Here is a 22,499-nt window from a genome sequence, read left to right as displayed (position 1 = left end):
GCAAAGAAAGGCTTTTGCCTCGGCGGCTTTTTGGCCTATGAGTGTCGCGCCTTTTCAAGCAATGGCGCGATCGGCTTTGGCGCGCCACCGTGGGAACACATGTCGCACAATACATTCGGTCACCTCTTCCGCGTAACCACCTGGGGCGAAAGCCATGGTCCGGCGCTCGGCTGCGTCGTCGACGGCTGCCCTCCGGGGCTGCGCTTCACGCTCGCCGACCTGCAGGTCTGGCTCGACAAGCGCAAGCCCGGCCAGTCCCGCTTCGTCACGCAGCGGCGTGAGGAGGATCTGGTAAAGGTGCTCTCCGGCGTCATGCTGGATGCCGACGGCGAGACGATGACATCAACCGGCACGCCGATCTCGATGCTGATCGAGAATACCGACCAGCGCTCCAAGGATTATGGCGAGATCGCCCGGCAATATCGCCCCGGCCACGCCGATTATACCTATGACCTGAAATACGGCATTCGCGACTATCGCGGCGGCGGCCGCTCCTCGGCGCGCGAGACCGCCGCGCGCGTTGCCGCCGGCGGCATTGCCCGCCTCGTCGTTCCCGGTGTGACGGTGCGCGGCGCGCTGGTGCAGATCGGCAAGCACAAGATCGACCGGCGCAACTGGGACTGGGATCAGGTCGGACAGAACCCGTTTTTCTCCCCCGATGCGGCGATCGTGCCGGTCTGGGAGGAGTATCTCGACGGCATCCGCAAGAACGGCTCGTCGATCGGCGCCGTCATCGAAGTGATCGCCGAGGGCGTGCCCGCCGGCCTCGGTGCGCCGATCTATTCGAAGCTCGACCAGGATATCGCCTCGCTGCTGATGTCGATCAACGCCGTCAAGGGTGTGGAGATCGGCAACGGTTTTGCCGCCGCCGAAACGTCGGGCGAAGACAATGCCGACGAGATGCGCATGGGCAATGACGGCGTGCCGATCTTCCTTTCCAACAATGCCGGCGGTATTCTCGGCGGGATCTCGACCGGACAGCCGATCGTCGCGCGTTTCGCCGTCAAGCCGACCTCCTCGATCCTGACCGAGCGTCAGTCGATCGATGCCGACGGCAAGAATGTCGAGGTGCGCACCAAGGGCCGGCACGACCCCTGCGTTGGCATCCGTGCCGTGCCGATCGGCGAGGCGATGGTCGCCTGCGCCGTCGCCGACCATTATCTTCGCGACCGCGGCCAGACCGGCCGTCTGAAATAGGAGCGTCCCATGTCTTACGACCAAAAGCGCGTCGTCGACGCCATCAGGGCCTTCGAGGCCGGCGAGATCGTCGTCGTCATGGACGACAATGACCGTGAGAACGAGGGCGACCTGATCGTCGCCGCCGTCCACACCACGCCGGAAAAGATGGCCTTCATCGTGCGTCACACCTCGGGCATCGTCTGCGCGCCGATGCCGAGGGAAGAGGCCAAACGCCTCAACCTCAATGCCATGGTGGCGGAAAACGATTCGGCCCATACGACGGCCTTCACCGTCTCGGTCGATTTCAAGCACGGCACGACGACCGGCATTTCCGCCGACGACCGGACGCTGACGGTGCGCAATCTCGCCAATCCGAATGTGGGTGCGGCCGATTTCGTCCGTCCCGGCCACATCTTTCCGCTCGTCTCCCGCGAAGGCGGCGTGCTGATGCGCTCCGGCCATACGGAGGCCGCCGTCGACCTCTGCAAGCTTGCCGGCCTGCCGCCGATCGGCGTCATCTCCGAGCTGGTCAATGACGACGGCACCGTCACACGCGGCCCGCAGGTGGTCGATTTCGCCGAGCAGCACGGGCTGAAGCTCGTCTCCGTCGCCGATCTCATTGCCTATCGTCAGCGCAAGGAAACGCTCATCGAACATGGCGCGAGCTTCGATGTCGACACGCCGTTCGGCAAGGCCAAGGCCCATACCTATGCCCTGCCCTGGGACCCGATGCAGCATCTTGCCGTCGTCTTCGGCGACATCCGCGACGGCGTCGACATCCCGGTCCGCCTGCATCCAGAGAATGTCGCCGAGGATCTGTTCGGCAAGAACAGCCCGGTCGATTTCTACATGCAGAAGATTGCCGAGGAAGGCCGCGGCGTCATCGTCTATCTGCGCGAGGGCTCGGTCGGCGTCGGCCACACCGACAATGGCCGCAAGGCCCGCAGCCAGGGCCGCGAAGCCCATGCCGAAGCGCAGACGCGCGACAGCGAATGGCTGGAAGTCGGCCTCGGCGCCCAGATCCTCAAGGACCTCGGCGTCAGCTCGATCAAGCTGCTCACCAGCCGCGAGCGCCACTATGTCGGCCTGGAAGGCTTCGGCATCAAGATCAGCAAGACGGAGATCTGCTGAGGGTTTCTCCTCCCTCATCACGATCAATTCAGGCCGTGACCGACTGCCTGATTTCGCTAGCGGATGGCGGCTGACACGGGCATCTGCGGTGTGAATGTGTCTCCTGCTCACCCCAATCTCCGTCATGCTCGGCCTTGAGCCGAGCATCCACGCCGGGTCCACCGGTAGTCGTGGCATGGATCCCAGGCTCAAGGCTTGGGATGACGGAGAGTGTGGTTGGCGTTGTTGCCAAACTCGCCGTCGGCGTACAGAGACGCACCGCTGCTGGTGTTACATTCGGCCGGCACTTATTGCGGCCTCCCTTGTGAGGGCGCAGTGACCGGCGAGGATAATTCGCTACCCCCTCCACCCCTCCATCAAAACAACCTTCTCCACGCCGGCAAACCGCGCCACCCGCTCGAGCTCCGCTTCCAGCCGCTCCAACCGCCCGGCCGACGCCTTCACCCCCGGTTCCAGCCAGAGCCGCTTGACGTCGAGCGTCGATTTCTTCCTGTCCGCCTTCATGTCGATGCGGCCGATCAGCCTGTCGCCTTCGAGCAGCGGGAAGACGTAATAGCCATATTCGCGCTTCGGCTCGGGCACGAAAATCTCGATGCGGTAGAAGAAGCCGAACAGGCGTTCGGTGCGGTTGCGGTCGCGGATCATCGGGTCGAAGGGGCTGAGGACGCGGATGCGCGGTGGCGCGCCGGGGTAGTTGTCGACGGTCGAGAGGAAATCGGCAAAGGCCCAGGAGGGGCGCGGCTTGGCCTCGAGCGCCGGTTCGATCAGCACTTCGATCAACTCGTCGCGATGGGCTGATACCCAGGCCTTGGCTTCGTCGGGCGAGACGAGGTTCCAGAAGGCCGCGATCTCGCCGTGGGTAGCAAAGCCGAGGCGGGCGAGCGCGCTGCGGCAGGCCCAGTCGACGAATTCCTCGCGGCTCACCTCCGGCTTGCGGAACTCCTCCGGGATGACGCGCTCGGTGAGATCATAGATCTTCTGGAAGTTCGAGCGGCCGGCGATGGCGAACTTGCCGGTGTGCCAGAAATATTCGAGGGCCGTCTTGTTCGGATGCCAGTTCCACCAGCCGCCGGAAACGTGACCGTCGGCCTTGATGTCGCGCGCCAGGATGGCGCCGCCGCGTTCGACGCGCTCGTAGGTTTCCGCAAATGCCGCCTCGAAGCCCTCGCCGCGCCATTTGCGCCAGCGTTCGACGAGCACCTTCTCCTGGTGGCGGAACTTGTGCTTCCAATAAACGAAGAAGGCGCTCGGCAGAATGGAAGCGTCGTGCGTCCAATGTTCGAACAGCGCGCCGTCCTTTTCCAGCAGCGCGGTCAGGTGCTCGCGCCTGTAGGTCTGGTTGCGGGAAAACAGGATCTGGTGATGCGCCCGCTCCACCGTCTGGATGCTGTCCACCTGGACGAAACCCAGTTCACGGATGAGCTGCAGCAGCCCTTCCTTGGTCAAAGCGCGGTTCGGTGGCGCGCTGAGGCCCTGCTTGGCAAGAAAGACACGGCGGGCGTCGGAATTGGAAAGCAGATTCGTCATGGGTGCATCATAACGCGGAAAATCTTCCTAGCCACCCGATATCGCGATTTGCTCTTCATCACCCTGGATTCCCCGTGTAGAAGCACGCGGTCAGGTTGGCGCCAGTGGCGGCCCCCTCACCCTAACCCTCTCCCCGCTCGCGGGGAGAGGGGACGTGCCTTGCGAGACGTCGGCGGGGAACGGAGAGGTCGCGGCATATCCCCTTCTCCCCGCGCGCGGGGAGAAGGTGGCGGCAGCCGGATGAGGGGCTGGTCTTCGCAGATCTGCCCATTGAAGGCCGGATGCGAGGAACTGGTTTGGATATACGATTCGAAGGTGCCGGAGTCAGTTTCGGGGCGCGGGTGGCGCTGCAGCCGCTGACGCTCGGCATCAGCGGCAAACGCATCGGCGTCATCGGGCTCAACGGCTCAGGCAAGACCACCTTTGCGCGGCTGATCAACGGACTGACCAAGCCGACGGTCGGGCGCGTCACCGTCAACGGCCGCGACACGGCTGACGACAAGGCTGCCGCAGTCGATGTCGGCTTCATCTTCCAATCGCCGCAGAACCAGATCATCCTGCCGATCGTCAAAGACGATATCGCTTTCGGGCTGAAGCGGCGCGGCTTCACCAAGGCGGAGATCGAGGCGAAGGTCGAGGGCGTGCTGGCCCGCTTCGGCGCCGAGGGTTTGGCAGAGCGGCGGGCGCACGAGCTTTCCGGCGGCGAATTGCAGGTGGCCGCCCTCTGCTCGGTGCTGGCGACGGGGCCGGGCATTCTCATCCTCGACGAGCCGACCAACCAGCTCGACCTCAGGAACCGGGCGCTGGTCGAGAAGATCATTGCCGGACTTGACGAAAGCGCCATCATCATCACCCATGACCTGGAACTGATCGCCGGTTTCGAGCGGGTGCTGCTGTTTCACGAAGGGCGGCTTGCCGCGGATGCGCCGGCTGCCGAAGCGATCGCGCGCTACAGGGAGATCGCCGCCTGATGCAGTCGCTCTATGTCGAAGGCAACAGCCTGATGCACCGGCTCTCGCCGCGGCTGAAGCTGCTGTCGCTGATGGCCTTCGGCATCGTGCTGTTTATCAGCGACAACCTCATCCTGCTTTCGAGCGCCGTGCTCTTGACGGCGGTTCTCTACCGCATGGTCGGCCAGCCGCTCGGCGATGCGCTCAGGCGGCTGCGGCCGATCTTCCTGACGATTGCGGTCGTGGCGCTCTTCAATCTGATCTTCAATCCCTGGCAGGCGGCGCTTGTGCCGCTGCTGCGGCTGACGGCGCTGATGCTTCTGGCCGCCGCGGTGACGGCGACGACCTCGATCACCGAGTTCATCGACGAGGTGACGGCGCTTGCCCGGCCGCTCGAACGCACCGGCTGGGTGCAAGCCGACGATATCGGCCTGGCGCTCGGTCTGGTGCTGCGTTTCGTGCCTGAGATCGTCACGCGTTATCAGGCGATTCGCGAGGCGCATCGGGCGCGCGGGCTGAAGGTCCGGCCGATAACCCTGCTTGCGCCGCTGATCATCCTGACGCTGAGGGATGCGGATAATATCGCAGCGGCGATTGACGCGCGCGGCATTCGGCGTCATGTGAGTTAACGATCTATAAACAGGAATTGATGATGAGCACCCGCGACCTCGTTCTTACCGCCCTCTTTGCCGCCATCATCGTGGCGCTCGGCCTGTTGCCGCCGATCACGCTCGGCTTCATCCAGGTGCCGATCACCGCCCAATCCCTCGGCGTCATGATGGCCGGCGTCGTGCTTGGCGCCCGGCGCGGCGCAATTGCCGTGCTGATCGTGCTGGCGCTGGTCGCGGCCGGCCAGCCGGTGCTTTCCGGCGGCCGCGGCGGGCTTGCCATCTTCGCCTCGCCGTCCGCCGGCTTCCTGGTCGGCTGGATTTTCGCCGCCTTCGTCACCGGTTATCTCAGCGAGCGGCTGGTCAACCATCAGCAATCCGGTTTGGTACAGGGCGTGAGCTTCTTTCTCGCCGCCGTGATCGGCTGCATCGCCGTGCTCTACGCCTTCGGCATCACCTATCTCGCGACCGCCGGGGGCATGGGCTTCCAGAAGGCTTTCATCGGCTCGATGGCCTTCATTCCCGGCGACGTGATCAAGGCTTTCGTCGCCGCCCTCCTCGGCCGCGCCGTGATGGTCGGCTATCCCCTGCTGCCGGCGCGCGCTTGAGCGCGTAAAGGCCAGATTACCGCGCATGCACAACGGCCGCCTTCCACGCGAAGGCGGCCGTTGTGCGTTGGCGGTCAACTTGCGTCATCGACCCGGTCCAGCGGCGGCCGGTGACGCCTCGTGCTGAGAAGGGCGCGTGGATGCTCGGGCCAAGCCTGAGCAGGACAGAGGGTGGGGTGCGCTCCGAGGCAAGAACCGTAGTGAGCAACGCGAATTTTATCATATTGATTGTCTCCAACACCTTCGCCCAGCACCGCCTCGACTGACATAGGGCGTGGGATTATCGTGGCGAGCGAGAAATTGGATTGGGTGCCGGATCCGTTCATCTATCCGACCGTCGGATCAGTTCGGCAATTTCCGTATGTGCCTGACGTTCCGGCTTGTTTGCCGCCACGGTACGGACCGAAATCCGGGCAACAAAAAACCGCCTTGAGGCGGTCGGGCATTCTATCGATTTCCGTTTGATTTAATCTCCTCCTCCACCGTCCCCGCCACCTCCATCGCCGCCGTCACAACCTCCCCCATCGCCGCCGTCGCAGCCCCCATGGTCAGAGGCCTCAAACCCAACCCCACCATCACCGCCAGCATCCGGACCGGCTCTGGTGTTTGCGGTCGCCGGGGCGGCCGTTGTTCCCGTTGCCGCAGTCAGGGCAAAAGCCAGGACGCCTGCAACGAGCATGGTCATCAAGAGATATGAATCCAATCAGTGTCCTTTCGTTTGTCTCAGGAAATCTCGTTTCCTGATTAAAATAGTGGATTACTTTCCCGATCCCGGCAATAGCCGCGATATGAAACTTTTATGACATTCTCGATCACGTCAAAACGGCTGGCGCCGCCATTGGATTTCATGATCTGATAGCAAGACATAAGGATTGCGCGCGTCTGTGCAGCGCGCCTGTGCCGGTTGAAAGGACTGTTGCTGGTGATCCGCACGAAGGTCGATGCTCTGTGGTTCAGGCGGTGCTGCGCGTTTCACCTGCAGTTGCTGCCTGATCGTGAGACGCTGTCAAAGCTCTGCGACTTGCAGGACAGTATCGAGCGCAACAGCCCGGCGCCGCTCTCACGCGTCCCGGCAACGAGCCTGCACATGACGATCGTCACTCTGGTCAACGCAGCGACCCAAGTCAGTATTGCAAACGACGAGGTCTGGAAGCTGAACGGGGAGAAATGGAAGGAGACGGTGGAGAGGCTGGTCGAGGAGACTTCGCCGTTTGACCTCCATTTTCACGAGGTTGCGGCTTCAGAAGCCGCTGTTTTTGTAAAAGCAGAGGAGCCGCCTGAATTGCGCAGGCTGCGCTCGGCCATTTCAGATGCCATCTGCTTCGAAGATTGGCGTCCAACCCCACCCCGAATAGCGCACATTACTCTGTTCAGATTTTTTTCCGAAGAATGGCTACCGCCGGTCGACTTCGACACAGGTCTTTTGCCCACAGGCGTGAGGATTGGAGCCCTTACATTGCTGGAGGAGCGGATTTATCCGAACGTCGAGATCACCATACTCGGCGAGCCGCTTCTCCAGGGCAAAAGCACGGGATAACAATGTCCCGATTTTCGAGCCGAGGCACTAATCCAAAAACCGATAAAGCCAGTCGCGCGTCTCCTCCGGCAACGAGGCCGGCGATTGGTCTTCTTTGCTGCGGGCCTGCCAGATGATTTCCACCTCGGCGGCGCGTTCCTCCCCGATATCGACCGAGATGAGGAAGCCGATGGAGCGGACGCCGATCTTGTCGACGGCGGCGGTGAAGATTGCCGGCTCGTCGTAGTGCAGCGGACGGTGGAGAATGCAGGAGACCTTGCTGGGGCTATAGAGCGGTTCGTCATCCACATCGGGCCGTGACGACCAAAAGCTCACAAGGACGGACTCGGCGTAGGAAATATAGGAGGCTAGAAACATCCGGCCGGTCATGTCGACATCGCGAAACGGCACATGTATTTCCGCCACACCAGGTCGTTTCGACTGACTCATCAACAAAACTGCCTTACAAAATTCCCCAAGGCCGACAGTATTGCATAAATCTTCGAATCGGAAACGGTTTAAAGACGAAATAATGCAGCAGTTCAAAGTGTTACAGCGCAGTTTACGCGTCTGCATGAAGGTGCGGCGCTGTCGCAGCGGTATTCCTCGGGGAAAAGGCCGGAATAGGCATGGCGATGTCGCCGATGGTCGGACGGCGCGGCAACAGCGCTTGTTGAAATCATCGGGCGATGCCCCATCTGCTGTGGAACATGACATAAGCGACCGATAGAGTGTCTCCATGAGCACCCGTCTTTATGAACATCCAATCTTCCTGGAACATGTGACGCCTTCCGGCCATCCGGAGCGATCGGACAGGATCCGCGCCATCAATGTGGCGCTGGAACATCCGAATTTCGAGCGGCTGGAGCGCCGGCAGGCGCCGCAGGCGAGCGAAGATGCGGTGCTGCTGGCGCATCCGGAAGAGCATCTGATCGCCGTGATGCGGGAAATCCCCGAGGAAGAGGACCGGATCAACCAGCTCGAAGCCGATACCTATGCCAGCCAAAAAAGCCTGCAGGCGGCGCTGACCGGTATCGGCGGGGCGATGGCGGCGGTGGACGACGTGTTCTTCGGCCGGGCCGACAATGTCTTCGTCGCCGCCCGGCCGCCCGGGCACCATGCCGAAAAGATGACGGCGATGGGCTTCTGCTTCTTCAACAATGCCGCGATCGCCGCCCGCCATGCGCAGAAGATGCATGGCGCCGAGCGTGTCGCCATCGTCGACTGGGACGTGCATCACGGCAACGGCACGCAGGATATCTTCTGGGACGATCCCTCGGTGCTGTTCTGCTCGACGCATCAGATGCCGCTCTATCCCGGCAGCGGCGTCAAGGACGAGAAGGGCAAACACAACACCATCGTCAATGCGCCGCTTTCGCCGAATGTCGGCAGCGACCATTTCCGCGAGGCGTTCAAATCGCGCGTGCTGCCGGCGCTGGCCGATTTCCGGCCGGATCTCATCATCATTTCCGCCGGCTTCGACGCCCATCACCGCGATCCCTTGGCGCAGATCAACCTGACGGGCGAGGATTTCGACTGGGCGACCGGGCGCGTGCTCGAACTCGCCGACCGGCACGCGAAGAACCGGGTCGTCAGCCTGCTCGAAGGCGGTTATGATCTCGAAGGCCTCGCCGAATCGGCGGGCATGCATATTCTGAGAATGATGAAGGGTTGAGAATGACTGACAGCGCCAAGCCCGAGGTATCCGGCCTCTCCTTCGAAAAGGCGGTCGCCGAACTCGAAAGCATCGTCGCCCGGCTGGAACGCGGCGACGTGGCGCTTGATGAATCGATCGAGATCTACGAACGCGGTGAAACGCTGAAGAAACATTGCGAAACGCTGCTTTCGGCCGCCGAAAACCGTATCGAGAAGATCCGGCTCGACCGCGCCGGCAAGCCGCAGGGCGTCGAGCCGCTCGACGGGGCCTGAAGCGCCGCAATGCCCTGACGAAGGCGCTTGGCGATCGGCTTGCGGCCGATCTATGATCCCCTTCCAGAATCTCGAGGGGACGTAACAATGACGGACAGATTGAAGGGCAAGGTCGCCATTATCTCGGGCGGTGCGACCGGCATGGGCGGTGCTGCCTCGAAGCTTTTTGCGGCCGAAGGCGCGCGCGTCGCGATCATCGACCGCAATGGCCAGGCCGCGGCCGAGACCGTCAGAGAGATCCGTGATGCCGGCGGCGAAGCAGATTGCTGGACGGCCGATGTCTCCGACGAAGCCGCCGTCAACGCCGCCGTTGCAGGCGTCGAAGAACGTTACGGCGCGGTGACCGTGCTCTTCAACCATGCCGGCACCATCGTCATCAAACCCTTCCTGGAAACGACGCTTCAGGAATGGGACTGGCTGCATGCCGTCAATGTGCGCTCGATGTTCCTGATGACCAAGGCCGTGCTGCCGAAGATGATTGCGAGCGGTGGCGGATCGATCGTCTGCACCTCGTCGATCTCGGCGGTCGCCGCCACCCCGATGGAAGTGCTTTACGACACGACCAAGGGTGCCGTGCATATGTTTGCCCGCGCCATCGCGGTCGAATTCCGCGACCGCAATATCCGCTGCAACGCCGTCTGCCCCGGCTTCATCCGCACGCCGCACGGGTTGCGCGAAGTCGCCGACCTGCAGGCACTCGGCGTCGATGTTTCGGATGCCGCGATTGCCGCGCAGCAGGGGCGGATCGGCGAGCCCGAAGACGTGGCGCGCGCCGCCCTTTATCTCGCCAGCGACGAGTCGAATTTCGTCAACGGCGCCCACCTCTTCGTCGATAACGGCTTTACCGCGATCTGAGCGAATACGCGCCGAATTGGACGTGCGACGCTCCCGGCGCTATCTGTGGGGAATGCCCCTGCGAACGGAGATCCGTCATGTCCTTCTTTCCCGGTAAAGACCCCCTGCCCGGCGATGCCTTCGCCTGCGATGCGATCGAGAACCTGATCATTCCGCGCAGCAGCGATATCGGCGGTTTCCAGGTGCGCCGCGCCCTGCCGACGCGGCAGCGGCGGCTCGTCGGGCCGTTCATCTTCTTCGATCGCATGGGACCGGCGATCCTGAAGCCCAACGAGGCGCTCGACGTCAAGCCGCATCCGCATATCGGGCTTTCCACCGTCACTTATCTGTTCGACGGCGAGATCCGCCATCGCGACAGCCTCGGCACCGAAAAGGTCATTCGTCCCGGCGATATCAACCTGATGACATCAGGCCGCGGCATCGTGCATTCCGAGCGCACGCCCGATAATCTGCGCGGCCATCCGCTGCTGATGTCGGGGCTACAGACCTGGCTGGCGCTGCCCGACGACAAGGAGGAGATCGATCCTTCCTTCGCCCATACGCAAAAGTCAGAAATGCCGCTGATCGAAACGCCAGGCGTTCGTGGGCGGGTGGTTATCGGGTCGTTCGAAGGCATGACATCACCCGTCGGGGTTTTCTCCGACACGCTCTATGTCGATCTCAGCCTGCAACCGGGCGCCAAATTTCCCTTCGGCGCGGGTCATGAAGAGCGCGCCGTCTACATACTGTCAGGCGAGGTCGTCATCGCAGGCGATCGTTTTGCCGCCGACCAGTTGCTGGTCTTCCGGCCGGGCGATGCGATCACGCTCGAAGCCGGCAGCGACGGCTGCCACCTGATGCTCTTCGGCGGCGCGGCGCTGAATTCGAAACGTTATATCTGGTGGAATTTCGTCTCCTCCTCGAAGGAACGGATCGAAAAGGCCAAAGAGGAATGGCGCACCGGCCGCTTCGATATCGTGCCGGGCGACGAGGAGGAATTCGTGCCTTTGCCGGAAGGCTGACGGCAGCGGTGCGCCGCCGTCGACTTCTCCGGGAATTCAGCCCGCCGCGAAATAGCGCGTCAGCGCACCTTTCGTGCGGTTGACATAGCCGTCCTGCCAGCTGTCGTCGACGTTGAGAAAGCCTGACCAACCCTTCTTGCCCTGGCGCTTCAGTTCCGCCTCGACGGCGCGGAAGCGATAGTGATCGTAGACATCGAGAATGTGGACGGCATAGGCCTCGGCCAGCGCCCGGTCGCCTTTGACGATCAGCATGTTCTCGTCATTGGCGTAAGAGGCCTTGAAGCCGAGATTGTGGCTGCCGAGGACGACGACGCATTCGTCCGACAGGGGATCGATCACCAGCACCTTGTCGTGAATGATGGCGCCGACCTTCTTGGCCGTCAGCTCCTCCGCGCCGAAATCCGCCAGCAGCTGGCGGTCATCGATGCGCGAGGCCCGGACGATCGAGACATTGGCCTCGTCGAACGTATGGGGCGAGACGGCCTCTTCATCGTCGTCGGGATCGTCGGGGTCGTGCTCTTTGCCGGCGACATAATTGGGCATGGCCTGGGCGCTCGAAACGGCGCCGGTGATGATCAGCTTCTGATCCTTGAGGCCGATGTCGATCGCCTCGCCGACGATGCAATCCCTGCCCGACTGGCCGGGATAGAAGGCCAGAAACAGCACGGCGTGCTCGGCACGCCGCATCAGCCGGTAGACTTCACGCAGATCCGGCGGCGTTGCCTTGCCCTTTTTCCGGCTCTGCATGTTCGGCGAAAACCACGCTTCGATCGAAGCGCCGTTGTCGGTCGGGACAAGCGAGGGGGGTTCGTTGGAGTGCCGGAACTTCTTGCTCTGCTGGTTGTCGGGCATGCCGTCATCGAATTCGGCAGGCACTTCCAGCGTCGCATTGTCTTCCAGCATCCGCTCCCAATAGGCGACATAGGCCGCGGCAAGCGCATCGTTCCGCACGATCAAGGCGTTGTTGGACTGGCCGGCAAGCCCCGTGGCCGTCCAGTTGGTGCTGCCGGTGAAGACGCTGCGCGTCCCATCGGGCGCTATATGCACGACGAATTTGTTGTGGCCGATCTGGCTCGAATTGTTGAACATCCGGTGATGAATGTCGGCGCCGGCCGCAATCAGCGCCTCGCGCGCCTCGTGATTGCGCACGTCCCAATCGTCGCCGACCTTGCCGGTATTGGCGAGGATGATGCGTAACCTGTCCTTGTTGGCGAGCAGCAGCTCGAGCAGTTCCTTGTCCTCCAGCTCGTAGAGGGCGACCAGGAAGCGGCCGGGCGCATTCATGAAGTCCCTGAGCATCGGAATGACATCGCCGGCAAGATATTTTCGGATGCCGTTTTCCGGATTGGAGATCATGTCGATCAGCTCGTTCGGCTGCTTGACGCCATCTTCCAGCAGAACGTTGCGCAGCCATTGCGCGGCAAGGATGCCATTGGTGAAGCTGGATTCGAACTGGCCGCGCTTGCGCGTCACATGCACCGGATTGGAGGCGACAGCCGGCCCGAGATAACCGAGCGGCCGCGCGAGTCCTTCATAGGCCTTGACAGCGATCTTCTCAAAGGTGCCGTCAGCCTTCTTGATCGGCCTGCCCTTTTCGTCCCGCTTGTTGAGCTCGACCATCTCAGGCGTCGGATCGGGCGCGGCCGTCATGCCCGGCTTCAGATCGCCGAGCGGGCGGATCTCGTAGCGTACGCGGACCTCGTCCGGCCGCCGTTTCATCTCGTTGCGGCGCTTGCGCAGCGTCAGATCGCGCCAGGAGAGCTTCTGCACCGGCCAGATCGAGGTGGTCTGCGGCAGCCAGTGCGGATTGCGCTGTCCCTTGAAGGCGACCCAGGCGGCGCAGGTCACCCGGTCCTCGCTGCCATCGGCTTTTTTCGACACGTTTCCCTGTTCGTCGAGATAGACGCGGACGACTTCGAAGCCGAGGCATCCATCGATCTTGTCGTCGATGTCCCAGGCCACATAGGCGACCTCGTTGTTCACATAGGCATGCGCTGCAACAATCGTTCCCATGACCTGTCCCCCCAGTCGGCACGGCAACATTGCTACCATTCCGTGTCATATTCAAGCTGCTCGCCAGCTCTTCGCGCGTTCGCTGGCCTTGTTAAAATCGGGCAAGTGCAACTCACAGAAATAGAAAGTGATATCTTCCGAAACCGCTCACACTTTTTTCCGCCATGCTCTAAGGTGAAAACCTTCGGTTCCTGAAATGCACTTGTTTTGCCCCGATCTAATCGAATAAAGCGAAACAAGGAAAAGCAAGAAAGAGCGCCCGCCCGTGACACAACTGCCGAAGACCCCTCTGCTCGATCAGGTCATCTATCCCGCCGACCTGCGCAAGCTCGAGGATCGCGACCTGCCGCAGCTTGCCCGTGAGGTCCGGGACGAAATGATCGATGCGGTGTCGCGCACCGGCGGTCATCTCGGCGCCGGTCTCGGCGTGGTCGAGCTGACGATCGCCATCCACAGCGTCTTCGACACGCCGAACGATCGGCTGATTTTCGATGTCGGCCATCAATGCTACCCGCACAAGATCCTCACCGGCCGGCGCGACCGTATCCGCACGCTGCGCCAGGAAGACGGGCTTTCCGGCTTTACCCGCCGGGCGGAAAGCGAATATGATCCGTTCGGGGCAGCGCACTCCTCGACCTCGATCTCGGCCGGCCTCGGCATGGCGATCGCCGCCGATCTCGACAAGAACGACCGGCGCATCATCGCCGTCATCGGCGACGGCGCGATGTCGGCCGGCATGGCCTATGAGGCGCTCAACAATGCCGGCGCGCTCGATGCCCGCCTCATCGTCATCCTCAACGACAACGACATGTCGATCGCGCCGCCGACCGGGGCGATGAGCGCCTATCTCGCCCGCCTCGCCTCGGGGCGCACCTATATGGGCTTCCGCGACTTCGGCAAGAAGCTGACGGCCTATCTCGGCAAGAGCATCGACCGGGCAATCACCCGCGCCGTCGAACACGCGCGCGGCTACGTCACCGGCGGCACCATGTTCGAGGAGATGGGCTTCTATCATATCGGGCCGATCGACGGCCATTCCTTCGACCATCTGCTGCCCGTCCTGCGCAATGTGCGCGATAATGGCCGCGGGCCGGTACTGATCCATGTCGTCACCCAGAAGGGCAAGGGTTATCCGCCGGCGGAAGCCGCCGCCGACAAATATCACGGCGTCAACAAGTTCGACGTCATCACCGGCGCCCAGGCGCGGGTCAAGCCGAATGCACCGAGCTACACCAGCGTCTTTGCCGAGGCGCTGGTGCAGGAAGCGACCCTCGACGACAAGATCGTCGGCATCACCGCCGCCATGCCGAACGGGACCGGCCTCGACAAGCTCGCCGAAGCCTTTCCGTCGCGCTGTTTCGATGTCGGCATCGCCGAACAGCATGCCGTGACCTTCGCCGCCGGCCTGGCGGCGGAAGGCTACAAGCCGTTCGCAGCCCTCTATTCCACCTTCTTGCAGCGCGCCTACGACCAGGTCGTGCACGATGTGGCGATCCAGGGACTGCCGGTGCGCTTCCCGATCGACCGCGCCGGCTTCGTCGGCGCCGACGGGCCGACCCATGCCGGCTCCTTCGACACCGCCTTCCTCACCACCCTGCCCGGCTTCGTGGTGATGGCGGCGGCCGACGAAGCCGAACTCAAGCATATGGTGCGCACGGCCGTCGCCTATGACGCCGGGCCGATCTCCTTCCGTTATCCGCGCGGCGAAGGTGTCGGCGTCGACATGCCCGTGCGCGGTGAAATCCTGCAGATCGGCAAGGGCCGCATCGTCAAGGAAGGCGCCAAGGTGGCGCTGCTTTCCTTCGGCACCCGGCTTGCCGACTGCCTGCTTGCCGCCGAAGATCTCGATGCCGCCGGGCTTTCGACGACGGTCGCCGATGCGCGCTTCGCCAAGCCGCTGGACCACGACCTGATCCGCCAGCTCGCCCGCCATCACGAGATGCTGATCACCGTCGAGGAAGGCTCGGTCGGCGGCTTCGGCAGCCAGGTGATGCAATATCTCTCAAGCGAAGGCCTGCTCGACAACGGCCTGAAGATCCGCTCGCTTGTCATGCCCGATATCTGGATGGAGCAGGCCAAGCCCGAAGCGATGAACGCCCATGCCGGGCTCGACCGTGCGGGGATCGTGTCGACGGTGTTCCGGGCGCTGGGGCGCGGGGTTGCTGTGGGCGTGGCCGGGTAAAGATTATTTGAGGGCATGCCGTGTGGCCCCCTCATCCGACCCTTCGGGCCACCTTCTCCCCGCTGGGGAGAAGGGATTTGCGGCAACGTCTCGATCCCCTCTTCTCCCCTCGGGGAGAAGGTGCCCGTAGGGCGGATGAGGGGCCGCCGGCACAACGATCATATCATCATCAAAAAAGGGCGGCACATCTCTGCGCCGCCCTCTGCATTTTACGTTCCTTCCGAAAGCCCCGCTCTCAGAACTCCGTCCACTCGTCCTGAACAGCCGCCGCAGCACTTGCCTGTCTGCCGCCGAAGGCCTTGGTGACCTTGCCGGCGAGGGCGCGGGCCGGTGAGGCGACCGGACGGGCGTTTGCGGCGGCAATCGTTGCACGCGACGCCGGGACCGTCTGGCCGAGCTTGAACTGGTGCAGCAACTCGTCCAGCGCGCTTGCTTCCTGGGCGAGCGCATGGCTTGCCGCGGTCTGCTCCTCGACCATGGCCGCGTTCTGCTGGGTGCCCTGATCCATATTGTTGACGGCGGTATTGATCTCCTGCAGGCCGATCGACTGTTCGCGCGTGGCGGTGACGATCGCGCCGACATGGCGGTTGATCTCCTGCACCTCGGCGACGATCGCTTCCAGCGCCTTGCCGGTCTCGCCGACGAGGGAGACGCCGGCGATGACCTGCTCGCCTGACGTGGTGATCAAGGCCTTGATCTCCTTGGCGGCATTGGCCGAGCGCTGGGCAAGTTCGCGCACTTCCTGGGCGACGACCGCAAAACCCTTGCCGGCATCGCCGGCGCGGGCCGCTTCCACACCGGCGTTGAGAGCCAGCAGGTTGGTCTGGAAGGCGATGTCGTCGATGACGCCGATGATGTTGGAGATTTCGCCCGAGGACTTCTCGATCTGCTGCATGGCGGAGACCGCCTTGCGGACGACATCGCCGGATTTTTCCGCGCCAAGGCGGGTGCGCTCAACGAGATTGCCGGCATCCTCGGCGCGCCTGGCGCTGTCGCGGACGGTCGTCGTCACCTGCTCGAGCGCTGCGGCGGTCTGTTCGACGGCAGCGGCCTGCTGTTCGGTGCGATGGGCCAGATCGTCGGCGGCCGAGCGGATCTCGCCGGCGCCGGCATTGATTGCCGAGGCATTGCGGCCGACCGACTGGAGAGCTGCCTGCAGCTTTTCGACGGCATTGTTGAAGTCGTTGCGCAGGCTGTCATATTGCGGCGCGAACGGCGTCTGGATGCGTGCGGCGACATCGCCGTCGGCAAGTGCGGCGAGACTGCCTGCGAGCGCGTCGATGGCGTAGCGGATCTCGCCTTCCTCGCGCGCCTTCTGCTCGTCGCTTGCCTGGCGCTGGCGCTCGGCTTCGCCGCGCATGCGGTCGGTCTCGCCGGAAAGCCGCAGCTTCTCGATTGCCGCCTGCTTGAAGACCAGCACCGATTGGGCCATGCGGCCGATTTCGTCACCACGCTCGACAGCCGGAACCTCGATGTCGTTCTGACCGCCGGCGAGGCGATCCATGGCCGCGGTCATGCCGACGACCGGGCGGACGATGGTGCGCGACATCAGCCAGGCGAGCAGGGCGGCGGCAAGAGAGGCGAGGATGCCGCCGGCAAGCAGCGTCGTCTTCAGATCGCTGTTGGCATCGGCCTGGATCGCGGCGAGCGCATCCGACTTTTCGCGGGCGGTGGCCTTGATCTTGGCGGAAGCCTGGCGGAAGCCGTCGAGCTGGCCCTTGGTGGCGTTGACGCCGATCTTGACGACTTCCTCGATCGGCATGTCTGTTTCCTTGCGCGCCTTGGTCTGCGGCTCGGCAAGCTCATGGAAATAGAGGTCTGCGGCCTTCTGCATGCCGTCGATCATCTCGACCAGCTGCGGCTCGGCGGCGGCGGTCTGCCTGGCGGCGGCGATCGCCTTCAGCATGCGCTCGCGATTGGCGAAGACGTCGCCATAAGTGCTGTCACTGCGGAAGAGGATGAAGCCGCGCAGGTTGACGGCCTGCTCGAGCATCGCCTGCAGCGCATCATCGATCTGATTGACCAGCAGCTCGGACTTTTCCTGCTCGGCGGAAGCCGCCGCCGATGCCGTCGCCTTGGAATAGACGAAGACGGAAACGGACATGAAGATGAGAATGAGGGCTGCGAATGTGGCAGCAAGCTTTCCGTTCAAGGATATGTTTTTGGCGGACATCGGTGAATTTCTCCTGACGACAGTCGACGCAACGAAGACGGGGCGGCGAAGGCGGGTCGCGCGTGATGCGCAACCGCAGGACCTTCTGAATTGGGAACATGATCGGCGGGGAGGACGCCTTGCGCCTTCATGGCACGAAGCGGTTCGAACGAACCGCTGCAATCGCGCCGAAGCTATGCGGGCGAGCTTTAGATTTGTTTAAATTAGGCGGCGCGGCGGCCGCCCGAGACGTGATTAAACTTGCTTAAATTAAGGCGTCTTTGGTTCCGCTTCCGGCGGATTGAGAATCAGGATGTCGAAATCCTTTTCGGGATCGAAATCCTCCGCGGTCATCCGGAAGGTCGTCGGGCCGATCTTCTCGACGTTGCTGCCACAGAAGCTGATGAGACTGCCGGGCTTGCCCTTGTCTATCGTCAGTTGGAAGCGCCGGATCGGCCCCGCCCAGTTGGCACCGGTCGACAGCACGTAGGAGATCCAGCTTTCGGTATAGTTGGCGCCGCCGGCCTCAGCCTCCGCGGCCCGCTGCCGGGCGGTTCTGACGAAGTCCGTATCCAGGCAGTATTTGCGGGAATATTCCTCGAAGCGTTCACCCTTCGCCTCGCCACCTTCGAGAAAGCTGATGGCGACGGTGCCGCCGACGGCCGGCGTGTAGCGATGCTGGACACTGACCTTCTTCTTCGCCGGAAAGGTGGTGCGCCACCAATAGGTCGAACGCAGCGTCCACAGCGGCACGAGATCGGCGTCCGTCATGGCATAGATCAGGCCGCGGGCGATCCAGTCCTTTCGGACGGCTTGGGGAAGCTTGGCGAGCGCGTCACGGGTCTTCTGGCTGTAAGGCAGGACCGGAATGCCGTTTTTGGCAAGCTCGTCGGTGACGTCGATGCCGAGCGAGACGACGCGCTGCTGCAGTTTGGCGGTGATCGGCCTGCCATCCTGCACGGTGGAAAAATGCAGGAAATTATCGCTGTCATAATCCGATATGGAGGAATTGCTGTCCACCTGACCCGATATGTCGGGCATCGGGAAGGCGACCAGGCTATCGACATCCTTGTCGGACGTGTTTTCGAAGACATAGTCGACACGCACTTGCGAAGCGGAGATGAAGAGATCCTCCTCCGCCATGCTGACATCGTCGGACTGGGCAAAGATCAACCCACCGGTCTTGACCTCGGCCATGGTGTCGTTCGCCAGCGCCGGCGATGCGATCCCCGCCGCGACGAGAAGAGTGAAGAGCTTCAGCATAAAACACCCCCGTGCCTGCGGCCGCCCCGCGATTGCCGCGGCAGAATTATCGCCGAAAGCTTTTGAGGGTCAATGACGCTCCCGGGAACAAAACGCTTGCAACCGGCGGCTTTGCCGGTCATTCACAGCCGATGTCCGATCAAAACAGCCAACGCCTCGACCAGCTTCTCGTCTCCCGCGGCCTTTTTGCCAGCCGCTCACGGGCTCGCGACGCCGTGCAACGCGGCACCGTCAGGATCGCCGGCCAGGTGGTGACGAAAGCCGGGGCGCTCATCGGCGAAGATGCCGTCATCGAGATCGACGACCCGGCGCAGGACTATGTCTCGCGCGCCGCACTGAAACTTGCCGCCGCCCTCGACCATTTCCGGCTCGATCCCGCCGGCCATCACTGTCTCGATATCGGCGCTTCCACCGGCGGCTTCACCGAGGTGCTGCTGCAGCGCGGTGCCGCGCATGTCACCGCGATCGATGTCGGCCATGGGCAGATGCATCCGCGCATCGCTGGCGATGCACGCGTGACCAATCGGGAAGGCCTCAACGCCCGCAATTTGACGGCTGACGATATCGGCCGACCCGCCACCTTCATCGTCTCCGACGTTTCCTTCATCTCGCTGAAGCTGGCGCTGGCGCCGGCTCTTGAGATCGCCGAGCCGGGCGCCGTCGCCGTGCTGCTGGTCAAGCCGCAGTTCGAGGCGGGGCGCGAGGCGATCGGCAAGGGCGGGCTGCTGAAAGACCCTTCCTCCGCGCCCGCCGTCGCTGCGGAACTCGCGCGCTGGTTCACCGAGGACATGGGCTGGAACAGCCTTGGCCTCATCCCCTCCCCGATATCAGGCGGCGACGGCAATCGGGAATATCTTCTGGCAGGATTGAAACCGTGAGCACCGAAACCGTCACGATCGAAAAACTCGGCGCCCAGGGCGACGGCATTGCGAGCAGCGCCGGCGGACCTGTCTATGTGCCCTTTTCTCTGCCTGGAGAAAGCGTGGCGATCGCCCGCGTCAAAAGCCAGGGCACGATCATGTCGATCACGACAGCCTCGCCCGACAGGCAGGAGCCGCCCTGCCGGCATTTCGGCCCGGACGGCGTCAACGGCACCTGCGGCGGCTGCACGCTGCAGCATATGGCAGATGGCCCCTACCGCGCCTTCAAGCGCCAGCTGGTCGTCGATGCGCTGAGATCCAAGGGGCTGACACCTGATGTCGGCGAAATCGTTCCGGCCCAGCCGGGCGAACGCCGCCGGGTGGTGTTTGCGGCGCGCAAGACCGAGAAGGATATGCTGATCGGTTTCAACCAGGCCGAAAGCCATCATATCGTCGCGATCGAGGAATGTCCGATCTCGTCGGCAGGGATCATCGCCCGGCTGCCGGCGATCAAGGCGATCGGCGCTTCGCTGGCGACCAATGCCGAACCCTTCCGCATTTCAGTGCTCGAAACGCTGTCCGGGCTCGATGTCGCGGTCGACGAGGTGAAGAAACTGTCCGACCCGCAGCGGCGCAAGGCAATCGAGACCGTGCTCGGCCTGCGCGGCATTGCCCGCGTTTCGCTGAACGGCGAAATCCTCGTCGAGCCGGCAAAGCCGCTCATCGATTTCGGCGGCGTCCAGGTTTCGCCGCCGGCGGGCGGCTTTGCCCAGGCAACCAAACCGGCGGAAGAGGCGATGGCAGAGCTGGTGCTTGCCCATGTCGGCAAGGCCAAGCGGATCGCCGATCTCTTTGCCGGCGCCGGCACGTTTTCGCTCAGGCTGGCGCGGATCGGCCGGGTGCATGCGGTCGAGGCCGAGGCAGCGGCGCTCGCAGCCCTCGATCAGGCCGCCCGCAAGACACAGGGGCTGAAGCCGGTCAGCGTCGAAAAACGCGATCTCTTCCGCCGTCCGCTGATGACGCAGGAATTCAAGCCCTATGACGCTGTCGTCTTCGATCCGCCGCGCGCCGGTGCGGAGTTCCAGTGCAAGGAGCTTGCCCGCTCCGGCGTGAAGAAGATCGCCGCCGTCAGCTGCAATCCGCTGACGCTGGCGCGCGACCTCGCAATCCTCGTCGAGGGCGGCTACCGGATCACCGGCGTGACGCCGATCGACCAGTTCCTCTGGACCTCGCATGTCGAGGTGGTGGCGACGCTGGAGAAATAGGCGGCCGCCCGCCGGCTCACCCCGTCCATATCAATGCCGAGGGCGCAATGCCCTCAAGCATCACCTTTATCGCGTGCCGGATTCCCGGTCCGCACCCACACTCAGCCGCATTGCCCGCGTTCCGAGTTTCGCCCCGCTGACGGCATCGATGGCGATCGGCTCGATCTCCAAGCCCGTTTCGACATCGACATAACGGGCGAGTTCGCCGTCACAGTGGCGGTGCGCCCACGCCCCGATCATCATCAGCACCGGCAGGAAATCCCGGCCTGCTTCCGTCAGCACGTACTCCTCGCGGGGCGGCCGCTCGGAATAGAGGCGCTTTTCCAGCAGGCCGTCATCCGTCAGCGCCTTGAGGCGCTTGGTGAGCATGGTCGGCACGATGCCGAGGCTCTTCCTGAACTGGTCGAAGCGGGTAAGGCCGGTATGGGCGTCGCGCAAGACCAGAATGCTCCAGGCATCGCCGACGGATTGAAGGCCGCGGGCGACCGGGCACTGCGGAATCGGATTTTTTTTCATTAGGTATCTTTTCGATAGTGACATGATATCGAAAAGATAGTAACAGATCGGCCAACAATGATCCACCCTTTGAAAGCGGACAGTATGATCGACAAAAGCAGAAACGTTGCACTGGTCACCGGTGCGTCCTCCGGCATTGGCCTTGCGACGGCTGAATCTCTGGTAAAGGCCGGCTACCGCGTGTTCGGGACCAGCCGCAAATCAGCCGCCAACAGGCCTGGGATAACGATGCTGATCTGCGATGTGGCCGATGAAGCCTCGGTGCAGGCAGCTGTTGCAGAGATCGTCCGGCAAACCGGCCGCCTCGACCTCGTCGTCAATAATGCCGGCATCGGCCTTATCGGCGGCGCCGAAGAATCCTCGATCATCCAGGCCCAGCGGCTTTTCGACGTCAACCTTTTCGGCGTGGCGCGCGTCGTCAATGCCGTGCTGCCGGTCATGCGCAAGCAGAAGAGCGGGCGGATCGTCAACATGAGTTCGATCCTCGGCCTCATTCCGTCTCCCTACAACGCCTTCTACGCCTCGACCAAACATGCGCTCGAGGGGTATTCCGAGTCGCTCGATCATGAAGTGCGCAACTTCGGCATTCGTGTCGTTCTCGTCCAACCCGGCGTCACCAGAACATCCTTTGAGGAAAACCTGACACGAGCAGACCAACCTCTTCCGGTCTATGCATCGGAGCGCGCCCGCAGCGAAGCGCTGATGCGCAAATGGGTGGAAATGGGCGACGCGCCGCAGGTTGTCGCCGACATGGTCGTGAAAGCCGCAACGGCCAAGAAGCCGAAGCTGCGTTATTCCGCCGGCAAGCAGTCGCGCCAGGTTCGCTCGCTTCGTCGCTACCTCCCGGAACGGCTGGTCGACGGCCTGCTGCGCAAGGTCAACGAGTTTCCGGCCTGAGCCTGAGTCTTTAACCGAGAACAGGATTCAGATTTCGAGCCGAGACG

The 22,499-nt window shown here is 63.0% G+C and carries 20 protein-coding genes; 14 read left to right on the top strand and 6 right to left on the bottom strand.

Features of this window, described 5'->3' with window-relative positions; all coding sequences use genetic code 11:
* Positions 1-99 precede the first annotated feature (99 nt).
* Together aroC and ribB are read left to right on the top strand one after the other, a co-directional pair.
* A complete protein-coding gene (aroC, locus tag RHEC894_RS04675) occupies positions 100-1,197 on the top strand; it encodes a chorismate synthase (protein ID WP_085736443.1) in 1,098 nt (365 codons plus the stop codon).
* 9 nt (positions 1,198-1,206) lie between these two features.
* On the top strand, positions 1,207-2,310 hold the full coding sequence (ribB, locus tag RHEC894_RS04670; protein ID WP_085736442.1) for a 3,4-dihydroxy-2-butanone-4-phosphate synthase: 1,104 nt from the start codon (positions 1,207-1,209) through the stop codon (positions 2,308-2,310).
* 336 nt (positions 2,311-2,646) lie between these two features.
* On the opposite strand, the gene RHEC894_RS04665 is transcribed toward ribB, so the two are convergent.
* Complete coding sequence (locus RHEC894_RS04665; RefSeq protein ID WP_085736441.1) at positions 2,647-3,837, bottom strand: winged helix-turn-helix domain-containing protein; 1,191 nt, start codon at positions 3,835-3,837, stop codon at positions 2,647-2,649.
* A gap of 296 nt (positions 3,838-4,133) precedes the next feature.
* On the opposite strand from RHEC894_RS04665, the gene RHEC894_RS04660 reads away from it, so the two are divergent.
* The 4 genes from RHEC894_RS04660 to RHEC894_RS04635 all read left to right on the top strand — a co-directional run bounded on the left by RHEC894_RS04660 (position 4,134) and on the right by RHEC894_RS04635 (position 7,540).
* Positions 4,134-4,808 carry an ABC transporter ATP-binding protein gene (locus tag RHEC894_RS04660; RefSeq protein ID WP_085736440.1) on the top strand — a complete coding sequence of 225 codons (675 nt, stop codon included), beginning with the start codon at positions 4,134-4,136 and terminating at the stop codon, positions 4,806-4,808.
* Entirely contained in the window at positions 4,808-5,416 is a 609-nt protein-coding gene (locus tag RHEC894_RS04655; RefSeq protein ID WP_085736439.1) for an energy-coupling factor transporter transmembrane protein EcfT, read from the top strand. Before RHEC894_RS04660 ends, RHEC894_RS04655 begins: the two co-directional genes overlap by 1 nt.
* 23 nt (positions 5,417-5,439) lie before the next feature.
* Positions 5,440-6,003, top strand: coding sequence for a biotin transporter BioY (locus RHEC894_RS04650; RefSeq protein ID WP_085736438.1), 564 nt, complete (start codon positions 5,440-5,442; stop codon positions 6,001-6,003).
* A 922-nt stretch (positions 6,004-6,925) separates the two neighbouring features.
* Complete coding sequence (locus tag RHEC894_RS04635) at positions 6,926-7,540, top strand: 2'-5' RNA ligase family protein (protein ID WP_085738854.1); 615 nt, start codon at positions 6,926-6,928, stop codon at positions 7,538-7,540.
* A 27-nt stretch (positions 7,541-7,567) separates the two neighbouring features.
* Here RHEC894_RS04635 and RHEC894_RS04630 read toward each other — a convergent pair whose 3' ends face one another.
* The gene (locus RHEC894_RS04630; protein WP_085736435.1) at positions 7,568-7,969 is read right to left on the bottom strand and encodes a thioesterase; all 402 of its coding nucleotides are present in this window, start codon (positions 7,967-7,969) and stop codon (positions 7,568-7,570) included.
* Between the two features lie 289 nt (positions 7,970-8,258).
* Between RHEC894_RS04630 and RHEC894_RS04625 the strand changes: the two genes are divergently transcribed.
* The 4 genes from RHEC894_RS04625 (at position 8,259) to RHEC894_RS04610 (ending at position 11,304) form a co-directional block, all read left to right on the top strand.
* The gene (locus RHEC894_RS04625; RefSeq protein ID WP_085736434.1) at positions 8,259-9,194 is read left to right on the top strand and encodes a histone deacetylase family protein; all 936 of its coding nucleotides are present in this window, start codon (positions 8,259-8,261) and stop codon (positions 9,192-9,194) included.
* A 2-nt stretch (positions 9,195-9,196) separates the two neighbouring features.
* On the top strand, positions 9,197-9,448 hold the full coding sequence (locus RHEC894_RS04620) for an exodeoxyribonuclease VII small subunit (RefSeq protein ID WP_003584656.1): 252 nt from the start codon (positions 9,197-9,199) through the stop codon (positions 9,446-9,448).
* Positions 9,449-9,535: 87 nt separating this feature from the next.
* Positions 9,536-10,303, top strand: a complete 768-nt coding sequence (locus tag RHEC894_RS04615; protein WP_085736433.1) for an SDR family oxidoreductase — start codon at positions 9,536-9,538, stop codon at positions 10,301-10,303.
* A 77-nt stretch (positions 10,304-10,380) separates the two neighbouring features.
* Complete coding sequence (locus RHEC894_RS04610; RefSeq protein WP_085736432.1) at positions 10,381-11,304, top strand: pirin family protein; 924 nt, start codon at positions 10,381-10,383, stop codon at positions 11,302-11,304.
* A 36-nt stretch (positions 11,305-11,340) separates the two neighbouring features.
* On the opposite strand, the gene RHEC894_RS04605 is transcribed toward RHEC894_RS04610, so the two are convergent.
* A complete protein-coding gene (locus tag RHEC894_RS04605) occupies positions 11,341-13,317 on the bottom strand; it encodes a phospholipase D-like domain-containing protein (protein ID WP_085736431.1) in 1,977 nt (658 codons plus the stop codon).
* Positions 13,318-13,582: 265 nt separating this feature from the next.
* On the opposite strand from RHEC894_RS04605, the gene dxs reads away from it, so the two are divergent.
* The gene (gene dxs, locus RHEC894_RS04600; protein ID WP_085736430.1) at positions 13,583-15,499 is read left to right on the top strand and encodes a 1-deoxy-D-xylulose-5-phosphate synthase; all 1,917 of its coding nucleotides are present in this window, start codon (positions 13,583-13,585) and stop codon (positions 15,497-15,499) included.
* Between the two features lie 235 nt (positions 15,500-15,734).
* On the opposite strand, the gene RHEC894_RS04595 is transcribed toward dxs, so the two are convergent.
* Together RHEC894_RS04595 and RHEC894_RS04590 are read right to left on the bottom strand one after the other, a co-directional pair.
* Positions 15,735-17,672, bottom strand: coding sequence for a methyl-accepting chemotaxis protein (locus RHEC894_RS04595; RefSeq protein WP_085736429.1), 1,938 nt, complete (start codon positions 17,670-17,672; stop codon positions 15,735-15,737).
* Positions 17,673-17,921: 249 nt separating this feature from the next.
* On the bottom strand, positions 17,922-18,914 hold the full coding sequence (locus RHEC894_RS04590) for a DUF4424 domain-containing protein (RefSeq protein ID WP_085736428.1): 993 nt from the start codon (positions 18,912-18,914) through the stop codon (positions 17,922-17,924).
* A 131-nt stretch (positions 18,915-19,045) separates the two neighbouring features.
* Here RHEC894_RS04590 and RHEC894_RS04585 point away from each other — a divergent pair, with 131 nt between their 5' ends.
* Positions 19,046-19,792: a TlyA family RNA methyltransferase gene (locus RHEC894_RS04585; RefSeq protein ID WP_085738853.1), complete on the top strand. Its 747-nt coding sequence runs from the start codon at positions 19,046-19,048 to the stop codon at positions 19,790-19,792.
* Complete coding sequence (locus tag RHEC894_RS04580; RefSeq protein ID WP_085736427.1) at positions 19,789-21,039, top strand: class I SAM-dependent RNA methyltransferase; 1,251 nt, start codon at positions 19,789-19,791, stop codon at positions 21,037-21,039. The genes RHEC894_RS04585 and RHEC894_RS04580 overlap by 4 nt, the downstream gene beginning before the upstream one ends.
* Positions 21,040-21,105: 66 nt before the next feature.
* Here RHEC894_RS04580 and RHEC894_RS04575 read toward each other — a convergent pair whose 3' ends face one another.
* Complete coding sequence (locus RHEC894_RS04575; RefSeq protein ID WP_085736426.1) at positions 21,106-21,555, bottom strand: helix-turn-helix domain-containing protein; 450 nt, start codon at positions 21,553-21,555, stop codon at positions 21,106-21,108.
* Between the two features lie 84 nt (positions 21,556-21,639).
* Here RHEC894_RS04575 and RHEC894_RS04570 point away from each other — a divergent pair, with 84 nt between their 5' ends.
* A complete protein-coding gene (locus RHEC894_RS04570; RefSeq protein ID WP_085736425.1) occupies positions 21,640-22,452 on the top strand; it encodes an oxidoreductase in 813 nt (270 codons plus the stop codon).
* The last annotated feature ends 47 nt before the right edge of the window (positions 22,453-22,499 follow it).

Origin of the sequence: Rhizobium sp. CIAT894, from assembly GCF_000172795.2 — a bacterium.
In the GTDB taxonomy this organism is placed as follows: Bacteria; Pseudomonadota; Alphaproteobacteria; order Rhizobiales; family Rhizobiaceae; genus Rhizobium.
The sequence above is the reverse complement of the archived record's forward strand: the minus strand, read 5'-3'. Positions and strand labels throughout refer to the sequence as shown.